The sequence below is a fragment of the Streptomyces lincolnensis genome (assembly GCF_001685355.1).
GTDB lineage: Bacteria > Actinomycetota > Actinomycetes > Streptomycetales > Streptomycetaceae > Streptomyces > Streptomyces lincolnensis.
In genome coordinates, this window is sequence record NZ_CP016438.1 from 4,594,166 (window position 1) to 4,612,124 (window position 17,959).

The following is a 17,959-nucleotide window of genomic DNA, read 5'->3' on the forward strand; positions in this document are numbered from 1 at the left end:
GAAGGGGTGGGCGTGTGCCACGGGGAGAGATTCCTCTGGACCCGGACGGCGGTCCATTGTTCGAATTCGCGGCGCGCTTACGGAAACTGCGGGAACAGGCCGGTTCTCCCACCTACCGGGACCTCGCGAGGGACGCGCATTATTCGATCGCGTCGCTGTCCTCGGCCGCGGCCGGACGACAGCTGCCCAGCCTGGCCGTCACCCTCGCCTACGTCCGCGTCTGCGGCGGTGACGAGCGGGAATGGAAGCTGATCTGGCAGCGGACGGCCGACGCGTGCACCAGCGCGTGCACCGGACAGGGCACGTCGGCCGAGACCGGCCCCGAGGACCGGAGAAGCGGTGGCGCCAAGCCGCCCTATGTCGGTCTGGCAGCGTTCGGAGAGGCCGATGCCGGTGTTTTCTTCGGCCGCGAGAAACTCACTGGAACCCTTGTCGAACATCTGAAGGAAAAGCGGCTTCTTGTCTTGTTCGGGGCATCCGGATCCGGAAAGTCGTCCGTGCTGCGCGCGGGTGTGCTTCCCGCTTTTCCCGGTGTTTCTTCGCTCGTCTTCACACCCGGCCCGCATCCGCTGGAGGAATGCGCCGTCCGGCTGGCGGCCCGCGCCGGGGCCGACCCCGGTCAGGTGCGCGACGGACTCACCGCCGAGCCGCCCACCTTCCACCGGCTGGTGCGGCGGATCCTCGCGCGGGAGCAGGAGGCGGGCTCCACGGCGGACGAACTGCTCGTCGTCGTGGACCAGTTCGAGGAGGTCTTCACCGTCTGCCGCGACCCGCGGGAACGGGAGCGGTTCCTCGCCGCGCTCCTGCACGCGGCACAGGCCCCCGACAGCCGCACGCGGGTCGCCATCGCCGTACGGTCCGACTTCTACACGCACTGCACACGGCTGCCCGGCCTCGTCGACGTCCTGCCCCATGCCCACCATCCCGTCGGCCCGATGACCGTCGAGGAGCTGCGAGCGGCGATCGTCAAGCCCGCCGCCCGCTCCCGCCTCACCGTCGAGAGCGCCCTGCTGACGAGCCTCACCGCCGACGCCCACGGCCGGCCGGGAGCCCTGCCCCTGCTGTCGCACGCACTGCTGGAGACCTGGAGCCGACGGCGGGGCAACGCTCTCACACTGGCCGGATACCGTGCGGCGGGCGGCTTCGAGGGTGCGCTCGCCCAGACCGCCGAGGCGTTCCACCATGCCCTGGGCGACAGCGGGCGACAGGCCGCGCGCCGGCTGTTCCTGCGGCTCGTCGCGCTGGGCGAGGGCACCGAGGACACCAAACGCCGGGTGCCGCGTCAGGAACTCGACGACGGTCCCGATACCGAGTTCGTCCTCGAACAGGCGACCCGGGCCAGGCTGCTGACCGTCGACGGCGACCACGTGGAGATCGCCCACGAGGCGTTGATCCGCTGCTGGCCCCGGCTCGGCGACTGGCTGGAGGAGGACCGCGACCAGGAACGTCTGCGACGCGCGCTCACCGAGGCCACCACGCTCTGGGAGTCCCTGGACCACGACCCCGACATCCTGTACCGCGGCGTACGTCTCGCCGCCGCGAAGGACCTCCCGCGACAGGCACTGACCACACGGGAACGCGCCTTCCTCGATGCCGGCGAGTCGGCGGCGCGGCAGACGCAGCGGCGCGAGGGCCGCCGCCTGCGTCGTCTGCGCAGGCTGGTCGGCGCCCTGGTCGTCCTGCTCGTGTGTGCCGTGGCCGCCGCCGGCTTCGCCGTACAGGCGCAGAGCACCATCACACGGCAACGCAACGAGGCCGTGATCCTGCGAGCCGCCGACGAGGCCGTGCGCCTCAGCCCGAGCAATCCGTCACTGGCCGTCCCGATCGCGCTGGCCGCCTACCGCCAGGCCCCGCAGAGCCGCACCCGGGACGCCCTGCTCAGCACCCTGTCCATCGCGTCGACCGACCCCCGGCCGACCGGGTACACACCGGCCGTGACCGCCGACGGCCGCACCCTGGCCATGGCCGACCAGTCGGAGATCGTCCTGTGGGACCTGAGCGATCCACGACAGCTCCGCCGGCTCGGCGCCATCGACACCCGCGAATTCGCCCTGAACGGGATCGAGTTCACCCCGCACGGCGACACGCTGGTCGGCGTGGGCAGCGACCACGTGCTCCGGCTGTGGGACGTGAGGGACCCCCGCCGTCCCACCCTGTTGTGCAAGCGGCCCACGGGGCACACCGAAGCCGTCTACTCCCTCGCCCTGCGCCACGACGGCCGACTGGCCGCCACCAGCGGTTACGACGACGTCCTCCACCTCTGGGACATCACCGACCCAGCACGTCCCCGCAGGCTCGACAGCCTCGTCGGCCACACCGCCAACGTCAAACCCGTGGCCTTCAGCCCCGACGGAAGGACCCTGGCCTCGGGCTCCGACGACCGCACCATCCGCGTCTGGGACGTCACCGACCCGCGCCACGCCACCCCCGTCGCCGTCCTGAAGGGACACCGGCACTTCGTGGACGCCCTCGCCTACAGTCCGGACGGCCGCACCCTGCTGAGCGGGAGCGACGACCATACGGCGAAGCTGTGGGACATCAGCGATCTCCCCCGGCACCGTCGGCTGAGCGACCTGGTGAGGCACGCCGACATCGTCGCCGGCGTGGCCTTCGCCTCCCACGGCCGCACCGCGGTGACCGTCGGTGTGGACGGCGGGGTGAACGTCTGGGACGTGACCGACCCCGCCCGCCCCGCTCCGCTGGCCCACCTCACCAACCCCCGCGGCACGGTCAAGGAGGTCCGCCACCTCGCGGCACACGGCCTGTTCCTCACCGTGACCGCCCACCGCAGCGTCCAGATCTGGCACACGGAACTCGACCGGGCACTCACCGACGTGTGCGACCGCTTCCACGGCACCCTCACCCGCGCCCAGTGGTCCCGCCACTTCCCCCGCGTCGACTACTCCCCGCCCTGCCCGCACCGCACCTGACCCGAAGCTCAAGCCGTGAGCTCCGAGCCCTCTTTTCAAGGAATGGGTGGAGGGCCTCAACCCGCCCTCCCACCCGGCGAGTTGACGCACCGCAGCCGGTTTGCCACGCAGGGTGACGATCCTCTAGCGTGCCCGCATAACGAACAGCCCCCGCCAGGCGCTAGCAACACCTGCGGGGGCTTAACCGCCGAGATCAGACAAGAGTGATCCCGTGGCTGAAGCCAACTTTAGTGGTATGTCCCTGCCCGCGCACGCGACCCCGCACCCGATGGCCAAACCGGGCTACGGAAAACGCACCGCGCCGGACCAACACCCCCGCACCGCGCACGACTTCGCGCACCTCCCGCCCCGCGAAGCCGCCATCGCCGCCTACGTGGACCGCCTGCCCGAGGGCGCCGACATCTCCGTAAAGACGCTGGCCAAAGAGCTGCCGTACGGGCAGTGCGCCCTGCGGACGGCTCTCAACAACCTCCAGCGCGCAGGGCACTTGCGCCGGGGACGCGAACATCTGACCGCCACCGACGGCGGTACCCGCTGGATCACCCGATCGTGGTTCTCGCGCACCGCACACGAGGATGACTGGTGGGCGGCGTTCACCAGAGGCGACGTACCGAAAGAACCCCCGCAAGGCGCACCCACCCGTTCCCGCGCCCACATCCTCCTCGCCGCCCTCGGCCGCACGGCTCCCACGCTCTCGCTCTCCGCCGCAGACTGCGCGACCCTCGCCCCACTCCTGACGGACTGGTTCGCACGCGGCGCCACCGACACGGACGTACTCCGCGCCCTGACGAACGGCCTGCCCACCCCGGTCCACCACCCGGCCGCCCTGATCCGCAACCGCCTGACCACCAAGCTCCCACCCGAACCGGAGGCAGCACCCGCTCCCCGCCGGATCCTGGAATGTGCCGAGTGCGGACTGCCCGGTCGCCCGGAAGCCCTGCCCGGGGGCGCATGCGCAGGCTGCCGCACCGGACGCGCCCCCGCACGCTCCCCCGCGATCCTGCCCGCCCCCGAGATCCACGCACGCGCAGGCGAGATCCGTGCCGCAATGTCCCAGAGGCGACAGGAAAGGACACCCGTATGACCGCTCCTACGGTCCGACGCCACCACCCGGGGGCACGATGGAAGGGAGGAGGCAACACCATGACCCCTGGCACCGCTGAACGTCCGCAGATGCCCATCGAGGACTTCGAGGACCTTGCCGCCGCTGCCCCGGCACACGTACGCCTCGAATTCGTGGACGGGCGGGTCCGCACCAAGGAACCACTCGGCGTCGAGGACTTCGAAGAGCTGGAGCGCCGGGCACCGGAGACCGTCCGGCTTGAGTACATCAACGGAAAACTTGAGGTCAAGGCGATGCCGGACGGCAACCACCGCTCGATCTTCATGTGGCTGCTGCGCCAGTGCATGCAACACCGGCCCGATCTGGACCTCGTGCCCGAATCGGGAGTCAAGGCCGAGGCCTACCGCAAGGGCCGTGCCCGCACGGACGGGACCCTTGTCCCTGTGGACCACTTCAAGGGGGACGGCGAGTGGTCCGACGCCGACGGCTCCCTCATGGCCGTGGAGATCACCTCCCACGACCGTGACACCGACCAGCGTGACCGCATCGACAAACCCGTCGGCTACGCGGAGGCCGACATCCCCGTCTACCTCCTCATCGACCGCGACAACGCCACTGTCACCGTCTTCAGCGAGCCCAAGGACGGCCGCTACCAGCAGTCCCCCAGCTACCCCTGGGGCGCCACCGTCGAGATCCCCCCGCCCGTGAACATCACCCTGGATACCGAAAAACTCAAGGACTACGCAGACTGACACCATGAACCACGCCCAGCTCACCGCCCTAGGCCGAGCCCTGCGACTCCTCGGGGAGCACGGGGAGGCGCTCGGTGGCGACACCGCGGACGCCAAGTTGCACGAGGTCAAGGCCGATATCAAGCGCGCTCTCGATCTGCTGGACGAGAGCGTGACCGGGGCCGCGCCCAGCACCCGCTGCCCGGAGCATCCCAACGGTCCCGTCGACGAGGCCGCCCCCGACCTGTGCCTGCTGTGCGAGACGCGACGGCGGGCGGCCCGGCGTTCCGAGTACGACGGGCCCGCCGCTCCGCCGCAGCACACCGAGCCGGTCCCGTCCCGGTACGGGGTCCGGGAGGACCGGCCGCAGCCGCAGCAGCGCTGGCTGCCGGAGCGGTGGAACGGCCAGGTGTGGGAGCTGTGCGGTACGCCGCGCCGGGACCGCCGGGAGGCCGAGCTGTACCTCGCCGCCCAGCGTCGCGGGCCGCGCCCCGCCATGGCCTACCGGCTCGTCCACGAGTTCACCGACTACGAGGTGCTGCGGGTCTGGGGCACGCCGGTCAAGGTGGACATCGAGCCGCTGGGCAACCTCTGAATCCCGGTCACTTCAGCAGCGGCAGGGCCGGGAACCCGTACCCCTCCCACAGCCGTCGTGCGGTCTCCTCCGGGTACGCCCGTACCTCCGGCTCCGCGTCCAGCACCTGCGCCAGGCGCCCGGTCCCCTCGTCGTACGCCGGCCATCCCGGATCGCCGGTGCGCGCGAAGCCCGTCCAGGCCGACTGGAAGCGGGCCGTCAGCGCCCGCGCCTCGGCCGGGACCCCGCTGCCCGCGAACAGCAGCTTGCCGAGATCGGCGTCGTACGTGCCGAAGAGCAGCGGGATGTCCAGGCCGTGGCATGCGCCGAGCCCGCCTCCGGCGCCCGGGGCGGGCCAGGTCAGCTCGTAGAGGTGCGCGCGGCCGCCGCCCGCGACCTGGGCCTCGGCCAGCCGGAGGGACGGCATGCCGAACAGCCAGTCGGTCCATACCCGTTCGTACAGCTCGGTCGCTGTGGCGTCCGGGAAGGCCGCGCGGTAGGACCGTTCGCCGTCGGGGTCGGGCCCGAAGGTGCGCAGCGCCCAGGACGCCTGCTCGTCGGTGATCCTGCCGAGCTGTTCGCCGAGGACGAGGAAGAGCCGGTACTCGTCACGGTTGTGGCCGACGAGCAGTTCCACGTCCCGGGCCGCGCCCGCCGCCAGCGCCTCCCAGGGGGTGCGGGTCAGGACCTCGCCGTCGACGACCGGGGAGAAGGGGGTGACGGTGGGCGCCACCCGGCCCCACCGGTCCTCGTACAGCCGCATCTTCGCGCCCAAGGTCTCACCCGCGGAGGTGAGCCGGCGCGGGTCCACGGTGGAGAGGTCGGCGGCCGTCGGCCGCAGGCCCACCTCCGCGGCGAGTTCGGCCGCGATGTCGCGGGCGAGGTCGTCGGAGAAGTACGTGCCGGGCACGCTCTGGGCGATCGCCCGGCGGAACAGGCCGCGCGCGCCCGGCATGGCCAGCAGGGCGGCGATGGATCCCGCGCCCGCCGACTCCCCGAAGACGGTGACCTGTCCGGGGTCGCCGCCGAACGCCGTGATGTTCTCCCGTACCCATTCCAGCGCGGCGACCTGGTCCAGCAGGCCGCGGTTGGCGGGCGCCCCCTCCAGCGAGACGAACCCCTCCATGCCGACCCGGTAGTTGAGCGACACGACGACGAGGTCACCGGCGCGGGCGAGGTGCTGGGCGTCGTAACCGGGGCTGCCCGTGTGGCCGATCTTGTAGGCGCCGCCGTAGATCCACACCATCACCGGGCGGCCGGCCGCCGGGTCGGCGTCGGGTGTCCAGACGTTGACGGTCAGCCAGTCGTCGCCCGTGGGCAGGCCCCGGACGCCCGCCGCGCCCTGGATGCCCAGGTCCTGCGGGGGCGGCGGGCCGAAGGCGTACGCCTCCCGGGTCCCCTCCCAGGCCCGCGCGGGCCTGGGCGCCTGGAACCGCGCCTCCCCGACCGGGGGCTCGGCGAAGGGGATGCCCCGGAAGACGGTGAGCCCGTCCTCCGTCCGCCCGCGCACCGCGCCGGCCGTGGTGCGGACGACGAGGCCTTCCAGGCCTTCGGCTGTCGTCATGGTCGAACTCCTCAGGGGTGGGGGCGAGCGGCCCGTGAGCGACGCTGCTGGCCCTCCACTCCAGCCCACTCCCTTTGCCTGAGTCAACCAATGAGTCGGTCGGATCGGCCAGGGGGTGGGCCCGAGGGGTCAGGACAGGGACTTCAGGGACTCCGCCTCGTACGGCTTCAGCTCGTCAAGGCGGCCGGCGAGGACCTTCTCGGCCCACTGCGGGTCCTGGAGGAGGGCACGGCCGACGGCGACGAGGTCGTACTCCTCGCGCTCCAGGCCGTCGAGGAGGTCGTCGATGCCCTTGGTCGCGGAGCCCTCGCCCGTGAAGGCGCCGAGGAACTCGCCGTCGAGGCCGACCGAGCCGACGGTGATGGCCGTCTTGCCGGTGAGCTTCTTGGTCCAGCCGGCGAGGTTGAGGTCGGAGCCCTCGAACTCGGGGATCCAGTAGCGGCGGGTGGAGGCGTGGAAGGCGTCGACACCGGCCGCGGCGAGCGGGGCGAGGATGGCCTCCAGCTCCTCGGGGGTCTCGGCGAGCCGGGCGTCGTAGGCCTCCTGCTTCCACTGCGAGTAGCGGAAGAGGATCGGGAACTCGGGCGAGACGGTCGCGCGTACGGCCGCGACGATCTCCGCCGCGAACTTCGTACGGGCGACCGGGTCACCGCCGTAGGCGTCGGTGCGGCGGTTGGTGCCCGCCCACAGGAACTGGTCGATGAGGTAGCCGTGGGCGCCGTGCAGCTCCACGCCGTCGAAGCCGATGCGCTCGGCGGCGGCCGCGGCCTCGGCGAACGCGCCGATGACGTCGTCCAGGTCCCGCTGGGTCATCGCCCTGCCGGTGGGCTCGACCGCGCCGATCCGCAGCCCGGAGGGGCCCACGGCGGGAGCCTCGGCGTAGGGCGGCTGGCCCTGCTCGCGCACCATGCCGATGTGCCACAACTGCGGGACGATCGTGCCGCCCGCGGCGTGCACCTCGTCGGCGACCTTCGCCCAGCCCGCCAGCTGCTCCGTGCCGTGGAAGCGCGGGATGCGGTCGCTCTGCCCGGCCGAGTCGTGGCCGACGTAGGTCCCCTCGGTGACGATCAGGCCCACGCCGGCGGCGGCACGGCGCCCGTAGTACGACGCCACGTCCGCGCCGGGAACGCCGCCCGGGGAGAAGGCGCGCGTCATGGGCGCCATCGCGATGCGGTTCGGGACGGTCAGTCCGTTGATGGTGGTCGGCCGGGACAGGATCTCGGCGGCGCGGGAGGCGGCGGAGGATGTGGCGGGGGCGGTCACGTGGCGATACTCCTCGGTATGTGCATGCGCATGGACGCTACCCGGGCGACAACCACCTCATCCGTCACCGCATTTCCGGCGGCGGTGTGAGACAGGACACGGACGCGACAGCACACGGCGCAAACGCCCGAGGGCGGCACCCCCTGTCGAACAGGGAGTGCCGCCCTCGGCAAGGACGTTGATCAACCGTCAGGTCGATCAGAAGTCCATGTCACCGCCCGGCATGCCGCCGCCGGCCGGGGCAGCGCCCGCCTTCTCCGGCTTGTCGGCGATGACGGCCTCGGTGGTGAGGAACAGCGCGGCGATGGAGGCGGCGTTCTGCAGAGCAGAGCGCGTGACCTTCGCCGGGTCGATGATGCCTTCGGCGATCATGTCGACGTACTCACCGGTCGCGGCGTTCAGGCCGTGGCCGACGGGAAGGTTGCGCACCTTCTCGACGATGACGCCACCCTCGAGACCACCGTTGACGGCGATCTGCTTGAGCGGGGCCTCCAGGGCGAGCTTCACGGCGTTGGCGCCGGTCAGCTCGTCACCCTCCAGGTCCAGCTTCTCGAAGACCGAGGAGGCCTGGATGAGGGCCACGCCACCACCGGCGACGATGCCCTCCTCGACGGCCGCCTTCGCGTTGCGAACGGCGTCCTCGATGCGGTGCTTGCGCTCCTTGAGCTCGACCTCGGTCGCGGCACCGGCCTTGATGACGGCCACGCCGCCCGCGAGCTTCGCCAGGCGCTCCTGGAGCTTCTCGCGGTCGTAGTCGGAGTCGCTGTTCTCGATCTCGGCGCGGATCTGGTTGACCCGGCCCTGAACCTGCTCGGAGGAGCCGGCACCGTCGACGATGGTGGTCTCGTCCTTGGTGATGACGACCTTGCGGGCACGGCCCAGCAGGTCGATGGAGGTGTTCTCCAGCTTGAGGCCGACCTCCTCGGAGATGACCTCGCCGCCGGTGAGGATGGCGATGTCGTTCAGCATCGCCTTGCGGCGGTCACCGAAGCCCGGGGCCTTGACGGCGACGGACTTGAAGGTGCCGCGGATCTTGTTGACGACCAGGGTCGACAGGGCCTCGCCCTCGACGTCCTCGGCGATGATCAGCAGCGGCTTGCCCGACTGCATGACCTTCTCCAGGAGCGGGAGCAGGTCCTTGACGGAACCGATCTTGGAGTTGGCGATGAGGATGTAGGGGTCGTCGAGCGACGCCTCCATCCGCTCCATGTCGGTGGCGAAGTACGCCGAGATGTAGCCCTTGTCGAAGCGCATACCCTCGGTGAGCTCCAGCTCCAGACCGAAGGTCTGGGACTCCTCGACGGTGATGACGCCTTCCTTGCCGACCTTGTCCATCGCCTCGGCGATGAGCTCGCCGATCTGGGTGTCGGCGGCGGAGATGGAGGCCGTGGAGGCGATCTGCTCCTTGGTCTCGACGTCCTTGGCCTGCTCAAGGAGGGCACCGGAGACGGCCTCGACGGCCTTCTCGATACCGCGCTTGAGGGCCATCGGGTTGGCGCCGGCGGCTACGTTGCGCAGACCCTCGCGCACGAGCGCCTGGGCGAGCACGGTCGCCGTGGTCGTTCCGTCACCGGCGACGTCGTCCGTCTTCTTGGCGACTTCCTTGACCAGCTCGGCGCCGATCTTCTCGTACGGGTCCTCGAGCTCGATCTCCTTGGCGATGGAAACACCATCGTTGGTGATCGTGGGGGCGCCCCACTTCTTCTCGAGGACGACGTTGCGACCCTTGGGACCAAGGGTGACCTTGACGGCGTCGGCGAGCTGGTTCATCCCGCGCTCGAGACCGCGCCGTGCCTCCTCGTCGAACGCGATGATCTTGGCCATGTGAAGTGGTCCTCCCAGGACTGGGGGTGATTACCTCTATGGACCGCGCCCGCGCCCGCGACGGACGGCACGCCGACCGGTGGTTCCTTGCCCCACCTGGCCTGCGGGCCTCACCGACCCGGTCCTTCGTTGTCACTCTCACCTTCAGAGTGCTAACGCCAATGATTAGCACTCGCCCATGCCGAGTGCAAGCGCCTCCCACAGATCCGCAGGTGAACGGCGACCCCGCGCGACCCCTCACACCCCTCGCCGACGCCCCGGGCGGGCCGAAGGGCTCGCACCCCGGGCATGCCGAAGGGCTCGTACCCCGGGAGGTACGAGCCCTTCGAATGATGTACAGAAGAACGTCGCTGCTAGTCGGCGCGCGCTTCAGCCGGTCGCGAGCCGGACCATGTCCGCCTGCGGCCCCTTCTGACCCTGCGAGATCTCGAAATCGACCCGCTGGCCCTCTTCAAGGGTGCGGTACCCGTCCATCTGGATGGCGCTGTAGTGGACGAAAACATCCGCACCACCGTCGACCGCGATGAAGCCGTACCCCTTCTCCGCGTTGAACCACTTGACGGTGCCCTGAGCCATGCCTAACTCCCCTATTACTGGCCCTTGCGCAGATCCACACTTCGTGAATCCGGGTCAGACCTCACCCCCCACAGGATTGGGGGCGTGCGCCGGAACGCGTCGACCGCGGCTGAATGTATCTGTCCAACTGCCGTCTGCAACAGGTCAATCAGACGAGAATTCTGGACGCTCAGGGTCGGGAATGTGGCGAGAATTCGCCCGAATTCAGGGCAAGTCGGGCCCCGCAAAGCGCACAAAAGCCACGAAAGAGCCACACACTTTGGCTACTTCTTGTCGGGCTTAAGACAGAAACCAAGGCGGCCGACCCGGAGATCAGCAACGCGTTCCCCAACTGTACCGCGCTCAACCACACTGAATTGCCCCCTCCGCTTCTCTCACGGAGGGGGCAATTCGATGAACTCTCGGTAACTGGCGTTACCGACGGTAATGATCAGCCGCCGGCGACGGCCGGAATGATCGATACCCCGGCCCCGTCCGGGGTCGCCGTCTCCAGGCCCTGCTCGAAGCGGACGTCGTCGTCGTTGACGTACACGTTGACGAACCGGCGCAGCTTGCCCTGGTCGTCGAGCACCCGGGCGGCGATCCCGGTGTGGTTCTTCTCCAGGTCGCTGATGACCTCGGCGAGGGTGGCCCCCTCGGCGGCGACCTCGGCCTGCCCGCCGGTGTAGGTGCGCAGGATGGTGGGGATGCGGACGTTCACGCTCATGTTCAAGACCTCCGGTCAGGTAGACGCGCCCCGTCAGGGGCGCGAGGAACTGCGCGACCAGCCCCCACCGGCCCGCAGCCAAACAACTTCAGACGAGGCCGGCCTCGCGGAACGACTCAAGACTCGGCCGGATGGTCGCGGTGAGACCCGTACCCGCCACCGCATCCAACGTCTTCAGACCGTCCCCGGTGTTCAGCACAACAGTCGTCAACGTCGGGTCCAGCACCCCGGCCTCGATCAGCTTCCGCGTCACACCGACGGTCACCCCACCCGCCGTCTCCGCGAAGATCCCCTCGGTCCTGGCCAGGACCTTGATCGCGTCGACGATCTGCTCGTCGTTCACGTCCTCCACCGCACCGCCCGTACGCCGCGCGATGTCCAGTACATACGGACCGTCGGCCGGGTTGCCGATCGCCAGCGACTTGGCGATGGTGTCCGGCTTCTGCGGACGCACGACGTCGTGCCCGGCCTTGTACGCGACGGACACCGGCGAGCACCCCTCCGCCTGCGCACCGAAGATCTTGTACGGCCTGTCCTCGACGAGCCCGAGCTTGATCAGCTCCTGGAGCCCCTTGTCGATCTTCGTGAGCTGCGAGCCGGAGGCGATCGGCACGACCAGCTGGTCCGGCAGCCGCCAGCCGAGCTGCTCGCAGATCTCGTACGCCAGGGTCTTGGAGCCCTCCGCGTAGTACGGCCGCAGATTGACGTTGACGAAGCCCCAGCCCTCGCCGGCCGGGTCGCCGATGAGCTCGGAGCAGAAGCGGTTCACGTCGTCGTAGTTGCCCTCGATGCCGACGAGCTCACCGCCGTAGACGGCGGCCATGACGACCTTGCCCTGCTCCAGGTCGTGCGGGATGAACACGCAGGACCGGAAGCCGGCGCGGGCGGCGGCGGCGCCCACCGCACCGGCGAGGTTGCCGGTGGAGGAGCAGGAGAGGGTGGTGAAGTCGAAGGCGCGGGCGGCCTCGATGGCCTGGGCGACGACCCGGTCCTTGAAGGAGTGGGTCGGGTTGCCGGAGTCGTCCTTGACGAACAGCTTGCCGGCGTCGACACCCAGCTCGCGAGCGAGGTTGTCGGCCTGGACGAGCTTGGTCCAGCCGGGGTTGATGTTCGGCTTGGTCGCCACGTCCGCGGGGACGGGCAGCAGGGGCGCGTAACGCCAGATGTTCGCGGGGCCCGCTTCGATCCGCTTGCGGAGTTCCTCGGTGTCGTAGGCCGAGAAGTCGTAGGCGATCTCCAGCGGGCCGAAACACTCCTCGCACGCGAAGACCGGGCCGAGAGGGACGCGGTGACCGCATTCGCGGCAGCTCAGCGCGGCGGCGGGGCCGAGGTCGACGGTCGTCGTGGATTCGGTTTCAACAGTCTGCGCAGCCATGTGAGGCGAGGCCCTTTCTCCTCATCTTCCTCACGACGCATCTCGCCGTGAGACGGATTTGGCACCTTCCCGAGCCGGGAGCCTCGCGGTGACGATCGACAGTGATCGCTAACGAGACCGGCTGGAGGGTTGCCGGGGCTTCATCGGGCCGTATCCCTCTGCCCCTCTGGATGAGCGGTATGAAGTTGTCTGCGTCGGGCCACCCAGGACATGCGATGGTCATCCGCGTTGTTCAAGACTGTAACCGAAGGCCAGGACAGTTGAGATAGACGTCCGAACCGCGAGATGGATCACACTCGAAGGAGCCGCCTACGTGCTGAAAGAAGTCGAACGCTGGCTGAGCACCCGCTCCTGGTCCAAGACCGATCGCCCCCTGCACCGGATCCTGGCCGCCAAGCAGCGCACGAACCAGTCGGTCAGCGTGGTGCTGCCCGCGCTCAACGAGGAGGAGACGGTCGGCGACATCGTCGCCGTCATCCGTCACGACCTCATGCAGCAGGTTCCCCTCGTCGACGAGATCGTGGTCGTCGACTCGGGATCCACCGACCGCACGTCCGAGGTGGCCGCCGCGGCCGGGGCGAGGGTCGTCCACCGCGACGACATCCTCCCCCGTCTTCCGGCCGCCCCCGGCAAGGGCGAGGTGCTGTGGCGCTCGCTGCTGGTCACCGGCGGCGACATCGTCTGCTTCATCGACGCCGACCTGAAGGAGTTCTCCTCCGACTTCGTCTCCGGAATCGTCGGCCCGCTGCTCACCGACCCCGGCATCGACCTGGTCAAGGGCATGTACGACCGTCCCCTCGGCGGGGCAGCCGGCCAGGGCGGCCGGGTCACCGAGCTGATGGCCCGCCCGCTGCTGAACATGCACTGGCCGCAGCTGGCCGGTTTCGTGCAGCCGCTCGGCGGCGAGTACGCGGCCCGCCGCTCCCTGCTGGAACAGCTGCCGTTCCCCGTCGGCTACGGCGTCGAACTCGGCATGCTGGTCGACGCGCTGCACCTGGTGGGCCTGGACGCCCTCGCCCAGGTCGACGTCGGCGTCCGCAAGCACCGCCACCAGGACGGCCAGGCCCTCGGCCGGATGTCCGCCGCGATCTACCGCACGGCCCAGCTCCGGCTGGCCCGCGGCCACATGATCCGCCCCTCCCTCACCCAGTTCGAACGCGGTGAGGACGGCTTCGAGCCCCGCACCTACTCCGTGGACACCGAGGAACGGCCGCCGATGGTGGAGATCGCGGAGTACACGCGGAGAAAGGCCGCGTAGCACGCGGTGCGCGCCCCACCAGAACGTTTGAGCGGTTGGGCGCTGGGCTAGATTTCGAGGCATGGCTTCAACGCACAGTGCCCACGTGCTGGTCGCGTCCAACCGCGGCCCGGTCTCGTACGAGGTACGCGAGGACGGCTCGCTGCACACCAAACGAGGTGGCGGCGGGCTGGTCTCCGGTCTGTCCGCCATCGGCTCGGACGCGGACTCCCTGTGGGTGTGCTCCGCCCTGTCCGACGGCGACCGGGAGGCGGTGCGGCGCGGGGAGGGCGAGCCGGGCGTCCGGATGCTCGACATCCCGGCCGACGTGCACGCCGACGCGTACAACGGCATCGCGAACTCCGTGCTGTGGTTCGTCCACCACATGCTGTACCAGACCCCGCTGGAGCCGGTCTTCGACGCGGAGTTCCGGCGCCAGTGGGCGTCGTACGAGACGTACAACCGCGCCTTCGCCCAGGCCCTCGCCGAGTCGGCGGCGCCCGGCGCGGCCGTGGTCGTCCAGGACTACCACCTGACGCTGGTGCCGGGCCTGCTCCGCGAGCTCCGCCCCGACCTGCGGATCGGCCACTTCTCGCACACGCCGTGGGCGCCGCCCGAGTACTTCCGGATGCTGCCGGACGACATCGCCGAGCAGGTCCTGCGGGGCATGCTCGGCGCCGACCGGCTCGGCTTCCTGACCCGCCGCTGGGCCGACGCCTTCACTGCGTGCGCGGAGCAGGTAGTCGGCGGGATCGGGGACACCCGGATCGGCGTGCACGGGCTGGGTGCCGACGCGGACTTCCTGCGCGAGCGGTCCCACCGGGCCGACGTCGAGGAGCGGATCAGCGCGCTGCGGGCCGAGATCGGCGAGGGCCGCCGGGCGATCGTGCGGGTCGACCGCACCGAGCTGTCGAAGAACATCGTGCGCGGGCTGCTGGCGTACCGGCAGCTGCTCGACGACCGCCCCGAGTGGCGCGAGCGCGTGGTCCACGTCGCCTTCGCCTACCCCTCACGGCAGGACCTCGCGGTGTACCGGGACTACATGGCCGAGGTGCGGCGGGTGGCCGAGGAGATCAACTCCGTCTACGGCACGCCCGGTTGGACCCCCGTCCTCCTGCACCTCAAGGACGACTTCGCGCGTTCCCTGGCCGCGTACCGGCTGGCCGACGTGGCCCTGGTCAACCCGATCCGGGACGGCATGAACCTCGTCGCCAAGGAGGTGCCCGTCGTCTCCGACGAGGGGTGCGTGCTGGTGCTGTCCCGGGAGGCCGGTGCCTTCGAGGAACTCGGCGAGGAAGCGATCGCGGTGAACCCGTACGACGTCGTGGGGACGGCCTCGGCCCTCCACGAGGCGCTGTCCGTGCCGCCGGAGGAGCGGGCGGAGCGGACCAAGCGGCTGGCCGCGGCGGCGACGGCGCTGCCCCCCGCGCAGTGGTTCCTGGACCAGCTGAACGCGCTGCGGTCCTGACCCCGGGGCCTGCCCGGTCCTCTCAGCCGATCCGGTCCGCCAGCGCCCGCAGCAGGTGTACGACGCCTGCCGGGCCGTCGACCACCAGGTCCGCCCGTTCCCGCAGTTCGGTCACCTCGTCGCTGCCGCTGCACACCAGGAGGCCGGGGGTGCCGTCGGAGCGGAGTTTGTCCACGGCGCCGAAGGCGGGCAGGTCACCGAGGTCGTCACCGGCGTAGAGGACGGACTCGGCGGAGATCTCGCGGGCGTACTCGGACAGGGCGACGCCCTTGTCCATGCCCGGCGGGCGCAGTTCGAGGACCATACGGCCGGGCTCGACGATCAGCCCGTGCCGGCCGGCGAGGTCGGTGAGCGGGGCGCGCAGGGCCTCGAAGGCGGCCTGGGGATCGGAGGCCCGGCGGGTGTGGACGGCGACCGCACGGCCCTTCTCCTCGATCCAGGTGCCCTGCCAGGCGCCGATCCGGTCGAGGAATCCGGGCAGCTCGGCGCGGGCGGCGGCGACGCCGGGGTGCGGGGCGGGAGCGTTGACGGTGCCGGTGACGGCGTCCCAGCGTTCGGCGCCGTAGTGGCCGAGGACGACGAGGTGCTCCAGACCGGCGACCCCGGCGAACCCGCCGTGCCGGACCGCAACACCCGCCGGGCGCCCGGTGACCACGGCGACGGCGGCCACCTTCGGCGCGAGCGCCGCCAGTGCCGGCACGGCCTCGGGGTGCGCCCGGGCCTGCTCGGGGTCGGCGACGATCGGCGCCAGCGTCCCGTCGAAGTCGAGCGCGATCACCGCCCGCTCCGGCCGCGCGAGAATCGCCGCGAGGCCGTCCCGGCCCGCGGGGGTCACCGGGGCCGGCAGGGAGTCGTCGGTGTCGTACGGGTCCGTGGAGTCCGTGTGGCTGCCCATAGGGCGACCCTATGCGGCGGACGGCTCTTCTTGAACGCCGGTCCAGGCAATCCCAGCCCGTCCGGCGTTTGAGGACGAGGCCCCTTCAGGGCCGACAGCGGGGGTCTGGGGGCGGCAGCCCCCAGAGACGGACCGTCACCGCTCCTCGCGGCGAGCGTCCCGCACGCGCCGCAGCCGGTTCACCGTCACCGGGTCGTGGGCCAGCGCCCGCTCGTCGTCCAGCAGGGCGTTGAGCAGCTGGAAGTAGCGGACGGGGGCGAGCCCGAGCTCCTCCCGTATCGCCCGCTCCTTCGCACCGGGCCCGCTGAACCCACGCCGTTCCAGCGCGAGGATGTCCCGCTCGCGGCGCCCGAGTTCCTGACGTTCCTGGTCCATGCCGGGCACGGTAGCCGCCCCCACTGACAGCGCCTACTCCGCGCTCTGTGCCGAGGAAGCCGTCGCCTGGATCTGGTTCAGGGTGCCCGTCGGGCTGCCGTTCGGCGACACGGCCTGTCCGATCCGCCGCTTGATGTCGACGCTGACCTCGGCCCAGGACGTCTGCCCGACGGGATAGAGCTCGGAGACGGGCAGCTCGTCCAGGAACGGCTTGAGGTCGGCGTCCTCCTCGGCCGTACTCATGGTCTCGGACGCGGAGGTGGTCACCGGCAGGAGGTCGTACTCGCGGGAGAACCCGAGGACGTTCTTCTCGCTGTAGACGAAGTCGAGGAAGTCGCCGATCTCCTTGGCGTGGCCGTTCTTCTTGAAGGCCATCATCCAGTCGGCGACCCCCATGGAGGTCCTGCTCGGCCCCTCGGCACCGGGCATCGCCACCGTGCCGAACTTCACGCCCTTCGACTCGGCCATCTTCATCAGCGAGGGGTGCCCGTTGAGCATGCCGACCTCGCCGTTGGCGAACGCGGAGAACGCGGCGGCCCGGTTGAGCCTGCCGGGCGCGACCGGACCGGTCAGCCCCTTGCCGACGAGATCGTCCTTGAGCCAGGTGAAGGTGTCGACGTTCTCGGCGGAGTCGATGGCGTAGGCGCCGGTGGTGCCGGTGTAACCGCCCCCGCCGCTGAGCAGCCACTGCATCGTCTCGGCCTGCGCCTCCTCGGGCCCGAGCGGCAGCGCGTAGGGGTACTTCACGCCCTCCGCCTTCAGTGCCTGCGCGTCGGCGGCGAGTTCGTTCCAGGTCTTGGGCGCGTCGATGCCCGCCTTGGCGAAGAGGGTCTTGTTGTAGAAGAGCACGCGGGTGGAGGCGGCGAAGGGAATGCCGTACTGCACGCCCTGCACCTGGCCGGCGGCGGCGAGCTGGTAGACGAGGTCGCCCTGGACGGGTATGGAGAGCACGTCGTCCGCCGAGTAGAGCAGCCCCTTGGCCGCGTAGTCGGCGTAGGCGCCGATCTGCGCCATGTCGGGCGGGTCGCCGGCCGCGACCATGTCCTTGACCTTGCGGTCGACGTCGTTCCAGGAGTAGACGCTGACGTCGACCTTCACCCCCTCGTGCGCCGCCTCGTACTCCTTGACGAGCTTGTCCCAGTACTTCCGGGAGCTGTTCGCCGAGCTGTCGCCGTAGTCGGCGGCGACCAGCTTCAGCGTCACCTCGTCCGAACTCCCGGTCAGGCCGCAGCCGCCCAGGGTCGCCGTCATGCCCAGTACGGACGCCACCGCGATCGTTGCTGTCCTACGCCGCCGCACTGCCAACCGCCTCAAGATCACTGATCGAAAAACTCTCGAAAGGTCATACATATTGCCGCCCTAAGGTCTACACCACGTG

15 protein-coding genes and 1 riboswitch are annotated in these 17,959 nt (G+C 70.3%); of the genes, 6 read left to right on the forward strand and 9 right to left on the reverse strand.

Translation table 11 applies throughout. The annotated features are described in order from the left end of the window. The first annotated feature begins 56 nt into the window (after nt 1-56). From SLINC_RS20320 to SLINC_RS20335, 4 genes are all read left to right on the forward strand, one after another. Nucleotides 57-2,930: a WD40 repeat domain-containing protein gene (locus SLINC_RS20320; protein WP_067434985.1), complete on the forward strand. Its 2,874-nt coding sequence runs from the start codon at nt 57-59 to the stop codon at nt 2,928-2,930. 268 nt (nt 2,931-3,198) lie between these two features. Continuing rightward, on the forward strand, nt 3,199-4,014 hold the full coding sequence (locus SLINC_RS20325) for a hypothetical protein (protein WP_067445534.1): 816 nt from the start codon (nt 3,199-3,201) through the stop codon (nt 4,012-4,014). A 59-nt stretch (nt 4,015-4,073) separates the two neighbouring features. Further along, entirely contained in the window at nt 4,074-4,745 is a 672-nt protein-coding gene (locus tag SLINC_RS20330) for a Uma2 family endonuclease (protein WP_079164620.1), read from the forward strand. Between the two features lie 4 nt (nt 4,746-4,749). Beyond that, the gene (locus tag SLINC_RS20335; protein ID WP_067434988.1) at nt 4,750-5,319 is read left to right on the forward strand and encodes a hypothetical protein; all 570 of its coding nucleotides are present in this window, start codon (nt 4,750-4,752) and stop codon (nt 5,317-5,319) included. A gap of 7 nt (nt 5,320-5,326) precedes the next feature. On the opposite strand, the gene SLINC_RS20340 is transcribed toward SLINC_RS20335, so the two are convergent. The 6 genes from SLINC_RS20340 to thrC all read right to left on the reverse strand — a co-directional run bounded on the left by SLINC_RS20340 (nt 5,327) and on the right by thrC (nt 12,606). Next, the gene (locus SLINC_RS20340; RefSeq protein ID WP_067434991.1) at nt 5,327-6,862 is read right to left on the reverse strand and encodes a carboxylesterase/lipase family protein; all 1,536 of its coding nucleotides are present in this window, start codon (nt 6,860-6,862) and stop codon (nt 5,327-5,329) included. Nucleotides 6,863-6,991: 129 nt separating this feature from the next. Next, complete coding sequence (locus tag SLINC_RS20345; protein ID WP_067434994.1) at nt 6,992-8,125, reverse strand: NADH:flavin oxidoreductase; 1,134 nt, start codon at nt 8,123-8,125, stop codon at nt 6,992-6,994. Nucleotides 8,126-8,323: 198 nt separating this feature from the next. Beyond that, complete coding sequence (groL, locus tag SLINC_RS20350; protein ID WP_053749950.1) at nt 8,324-9,949, reverse strand: chaperonin GroEL; 1,626 nt, start codon at nt 9,947-9,949, stop codon at nt 8,324-8,326. Between the two features lie 369 nt (nt 9,950-10,318). Beyond that, the gene (locus tag SLINC_RS20355) at nt 10,319-10,525 is read right to left on the reverse strand and encodes a cold-shock protein (protein ID WP_007493268.1); all 207 of its coding nucleotides are present in this window, start codon (nt 10,523-10,525) and stop codon (nt 10,319-10,321) included. Between the two features lie 430 nt (nt 10,526-10,955). Continuing rightward, nucleotides 10,956-11,231 (reverse strand): MoaD/ThiS family protein, encoded by a 276-nt coding sequence (locus SLINC_RS20360; RefSeq protein WP_067434998.1) that lies wholly within the window; start codon nt 11,229-11,231, stop codon nt 10,956-10,958. 88 nt (nt 11,232-11,319) lie between these two features. Then, nucleotides 11,320-12,606, reverse strand: coding sequence for a threonine synthase (thrC, locus tag SLINC_RS20365; RefSeq protein WP_067435002.1), 1,287 nt, complete (start codon nt 12,604-12,606; stop codon nt 11,320-11,322). An 18-nt stretch (nt 12,607-12,624) separates the two neighbouring features. Then, a riboswitch (SAM riboswitch) is annotated at nt 12,625-12,783 on the reverse strand. A gap of 136 nt (nt 12,784-12,919) precedes the next feature. Between thrC and SLINC_RS20370 the strand changes: the two genes are divergently transcribed. Together SLINC_RS20370 and SLINC_RS20375 are read left to right on the forward strand one after the other, a co-directional pair. After that, on the forward strand, nt 12,920-13,864 hold the full coding sequence (locus tag SLINC_RS20370) for a glucosyl-3-phosphoglycerate synthase (protein ID WP_067435005.1): 945 nt from the start codon (nt 12,920-12,922) through the stop codon (nt 13,862-13,864). Between the two features lie 61 nt (nt 13,865-13,925). Further along, a complete protein-coding gene (locus SLINC_RS20375; protein ID WP_107406645.1) occupies nt 13,926-15,311 on the forward strand; it encodes an alpha,alpha-trehalose-phosphate synthase (UDP-forming) in 1,386 nt (461 codons plus the stop codon). 22 nt (nt 15,312-15,333) lie between these two features. On the opposite strand, the gene otsB is transcribed toward SLINC_RS20375, so the two are convergent. From otsB to SLINC_RS20390, 3 genes are all read right to left on the reverse strand, one after another. Next, nucleotides 15,334-16,206, reverse strand: a complete 873-nt coding sequence (otsB, locus tag SLINC_RS20380) for a trehalose-phosphatase (protein ID WP_067435012.1) — start codon at nt 16,204-16,206, stop codon at nt 15,334-15,336. 135 nt (nt 16,207-16,341) lie between these two features. Beyond that, the gene (locus tag SLINC_RS20385; protein ID WP_067445537.1) at nt 16,342-16,581 is read right to left on the reverse strand and encodes a DUF3263 domain-containing protein; all 240 of its coding nucleotides are present in this window, start codon (nt 16,579-16,581) and stop codon (nt 16,342-16,344) included. Between the two features lie 33 nt (nt 16,582-16,614). Next, a complete protein-coding gene (locus SLINC_RS20390; RefSeq protein WP_107406839.1) occupies nt 16,615-17,832 on the reverse strand; it encodes an ABC transporter substrate-binding protein in 1,218 nt (405 codons plus the stop codon). Nucleotides 17,833-17,959: the final 127 nt, after the last annotated feature.

Coding starts and splice junctions, on each gene's coding strand:
- SLINC_RS20325 (WP_067445534.1), top strand. CDS start 3,199: ATGGCCAAACCGGGCTACGGAAAACGCACCGCGCCGGACCAACACCCC.
- SLINC_RS20330 (WP_079164620.1), top strand. CDS start 4,074: ATGACCCCTGGCACCGCTGAACGTCCGCAGATGCCCATCGAGGACTTC.
- SLINC_RS20335 (WP_067434988.1), top strand. CDS start 4,750: ATGAACCACGCCCAGCTCACCGCCCTAGGCCGAGCCCTGCGACTCCTC.
- SLINC_RS20340 (WP_067434991.1), bottom strand. CDS start 6,862: ATGACGACAGCCGAAGGCCTGGAAGGCCTCGTCGTCCGCACCACGGCC.
- groL (WP_053749950.1), bottom strand. CDS start 9,949: ATGGCCAAGATCATCGCGTTCGACGAGGAGGCACGGCGCGGTCTCGAG.
- SLINC_RS20355 (WP_007493268.1), bottom strand. CDS start 10,525: ATGGCTCAGGGCACCGTCAAGTGGTTCAACGCGGAGAAGGGGTACGGC.
- SLINC_RS20360 (WP_067434998.1), bottom strand. CDS start 11,231: ATGAGCGTGAACGTCCGCATCCCCACCATCCTGCGCACCTACACCGGC.
- thrC (WP_067435002.1), bottom strand. CDS start 12,606: ATGGCTGCGCAGACTGTTGAAACCGAATCCACGACGACCGTCGACCTC.
- SLINC_RS20375 (WP_107406645.1), top strand. CDS start 13,926: ATGGCTTCAACGCACAGTGCCCACGTGCTGGTCGCGTCCAACCGCGGC.
- otsB (WP_067435012.1), bottom strand. CDS start 16,206: ATGGGCAGCCACACGGACTCCACGGACCCGTACGACACCGACGACTCC.
- SLINC_RS20385 (WP_067445537.1), bottom strand. CDS start 16,581: ATGGACCAGGAACGTCAGGAACTCGGGCGCCGCGAGCGGGACATCCTC.
- SLINC_RS20390 (WP_107406839.1), bottom strand. CDS start 17,832: ATGACGGCGACCCTGGGCGGCTGCGGCCTGACCGGGAGTTCGGACGAG.